At 71.1% G+C, this 2,772-nt stretch carries 4 protein-coding genes; all 4 read left to right on the forward strand.

Annotated elements, in window-relative coordinates:
- A partial coding sequence (locus tag AB0G02_RS34225; RefSeq protein ID WP_360802734.1) for an extracellular solute-binding protein occupies positions 1-624 on the forward strand: 624 nt, incomplete at its 5' end.
- 4 nt (positions 625-628) lie between these two features.
- Complete coding sequence (locus AB0G02_RS34230; protein ID WP_360802737.1) at positions 629-1,531, forward strand: sugar ABC transporter permease; 903 nt, start codon at positions 629-631, stop codon at positions 1,529-1,531.
- Entirely contained in the window at positions 1,528-2,343 is an 816-nt protein-coding gene (locus AB0G02_RS34235) for a carbohydrate ABC transporter permease (RefSeq protein ID WP_360802740.1), read from the forward strand. Before AB0G02_RS34230 ends, AB0G02_RS34235 begins: the two co-directional genes overlap by 4 nt.
- A 156-nt stretch (positions 2,344-2,499) precedes the next feature.
- Positions 2,500-2,772, forward strand: a 273-nt coding sequence (locus AB0G02_RS34240; protein WP_360802743.1) for a hypothetical protein, incomplete at its 3' end; no start/stop codon positions are given.

The raw sequence follows: 2,772 nt of genomic DNA on the forward strand, positions 1-2,772 counted from the left end.
CCAGCGGGGTGGACGTGCCCGTGGTGGCCGTCGTCACCGAGGGTCGACCAGTTCGGCGCGAACAACCAGTACGTGACCGGCCAACTGGCCGCGATGCCGATGGACTCCTGGTACATCAACACGCTGGCGGCCAACTCCCCCGACGCCGACGTGACGATCGCGCCGTTCACCGGCCGCGACGGCCGGGTGCTGACCGAGTCGGGCGGCCAGGCGTGGGCGATCCCCAAGGGCGCGCGGCACCCGGAGCAGGCGTGCCGCTTCCTGGTCACGATGACCGACACGCAGACCTGGGTCACGGCGGCCACGGCGCGGCGGGACGCGCTGGCGAAGGCCGGACGGCCCTACGGCGGCACGTTCACCGCGAACCGGGAGGCCGACGAGCGGATCTTCCGCGAGGTGTTCGACCCGAAGGGCAACCACCTGCTCGAACAGGGCATCCCGGTGGCCCTGTCGTTGCAGGACCAGGCGTTCGCCCTGCCGCCGAGCCCGGCGGCGAGCGAGCTGGTCCGGGCCTGGGAGGGCGCGGTCAACCGGGTGCTTACCGGCGGGCAGGACGCCCAGGAGGCGATGGAGCAGGCGCAGCGCGAGGCGGAGCGGGCGCTCAAGCGGGTCGGCGGGAGGTAGTGCGGTGACGGTGAGCGGCCGCGAGTCGCGGGCGGGGTGGCTGTTCCTGCTGCCCTGGGTGATCGGGTTCCTGGCGTTCACCGCCGGGCCGATGCTGTTCAGCCTCTGGCTGTCGACGACGCACTACGACATGCTCAAGCCGCCGGCGTTCGTCGGCCTGGAGAACTACCGCGAGGCGTTCACCGACGACCGGGTCGGCACGGCGTTGTGGAACACGGTGTTCTTCACCGCGCTGCACGTGCCCTCGCAGATCGTGCTGGCCCTCGGCCTGGCGAGCCTGCTGCGGCGGGCCGGCCGCGCGGGCGGGTTCTTCCGCACCCTGCTGTACCTGCCGGTGATGACGCCGCCGGTCGCGCTGGCCGCGCTGTTCCTGCTGCTGCTCAACGGCCAGAACGGCGCGATCAACGCCTTCCTCGGCTGGTTCGGGTTCCAGGGGCCGAACTGGACCACCGACCCGGTGTGGATCAAGCCGGGGCTGGTCGTCATGAGCCTGTGGACGGTCGGCAGCACGGCGGTGCTGTACCTGGCGGCGCTGACCCGCGTGCCGGTGGAGCGGTACGAGGCGGCGCAGCTGGACGGCGCGAGCCCGTGGCGGCAGTTCTGGCACGTGACGCTGCCGGGCATCAGCGGCACGGTGTACTTCACCGTGGTGGTCAACACAATCGCGTCGTTGCAGGTGTTCACCGAGGCGTACGCGATGTTCTTCGGCGCGCGGGCGAAGGCGTCCGCCGAGGGCGACGCGGCGCTGTTCTACGTGATCCACCTGTTCCAGGAGGCGTTCGGGTCGCTGCGGATGGGGTACGCGTCGGCGTTGGCCTGGCTGCTGTTCGTGGTGATCGCGGTGATCACCGCCGTGCAGGTCCGGTTGTCGCGCCGGTACGTCCACTACGAGGGGGACCGGTCGTGAAGCGCGTCGGGGTGTGGGCGGCGCTGGTCGTCGTCACGGCGGCGTTCGGCTACCCGTTCTGGTGGCTGGTCAGCGCGTCGCTGAAGGACCGGGCGCACGTGTTCGACAACGCGCTGCTCCCCCGGCCGTTCTCGCCGGGCAACTACGTCGAGGTGTGGCAGGCGGTGCCGCTGCTGACGTGGATCGGCAACAGCGTCGCGGTGGGGCTGGCGGCGGCGGTGTCGGCCACGGTGGCCAGCGCGCTGGTGGCGTTCGGCTTCGCGATGTTCCGCTTCCCCGGCCGCCGCGTGCTGTTCGGCGTGGTGCTGGCGACCATGATGCTGCCCGGCGCGGTGACGATGGTGCCGGTCTACCTGGAGTGGCACGCCCTGGGCCTGGCCACCACGCAGATCCCGCTGTGGGCGCAGAACCTGTTCGGCTCGGCGTTCTACATCTTCCTGCTGCGCCAGTTCTTCCTCGGCCTGCCGCGCGAGGTGTTCGACGCGGCCAAGGTCGACGGTGCGAGCCCGTGGCGGCTGTTCACCTCGATGGCGCTGCCGCTGGCCCGGCCCGGCCTGATCGTGGTGTTCGTGTTCGAGCTGAAGGCGGCGTGGACGGACCTGGTCAAGCCGCTGATCTACCTGCGCGAGCCGCAGCTGTACACGTTGCCGCGCGGGTTGAAGGCGGTGCTGGACCGGTTCGGCGAGGGCGGTGAGGAGCAGTGGGAGCTGGTGCTGGCCGCGAGCGCCGTCGCGACCGTGCCGATGGTGCTGTTGTTCCTGGTAGCACAGCGGCACTTCGTGCGCGGCACGGTCACCCAGCACGTCGAGTGACGGGTGGGATCCCGGCCGCCTGCCGGCCCGGTTCCGGGGCGTGTCCGGGCGATGCCCGAAGGTCACCGGGTGCCCGGCAGCTGACCTCGTGAAACGAGAGGTTGATAACATCGTGTCACGGCCGACGTGAGCCGTCCGCTCAACGAGGATGGCACCGTGACCAAGGCACAGAGAATCGCAGCGGCGTGGGCGGGCCTGCCCGCATCGGAGTTGATCGACCAGGTCCGCCTCCTGGTGAAGGCCCGGGACGCCGCCGCGCGCACCGTCTGGTCCGCCGTGCGCGAGAACCCGGTGATCGCCGCTCGCGTGCGCGGGGCCCTGGCGGGCTTGAAGGCCGAGTACCGCGGCCACCGCGACGAGGCCATGTGGTTGATGTGGATCGGACAGGTCCAGCAGCAGTTGGCGGTGCAGCCCACCGCGGAGCCGGAG

This window comes from Actinosynnema sp. NPDC023658, from assembly GCF_040639995.1.
GTDB lineage: Bacteria > Actinomycetota > Actinomycetes > Mycobacteriales > Pseudonocardiaceae > Actinosynnema.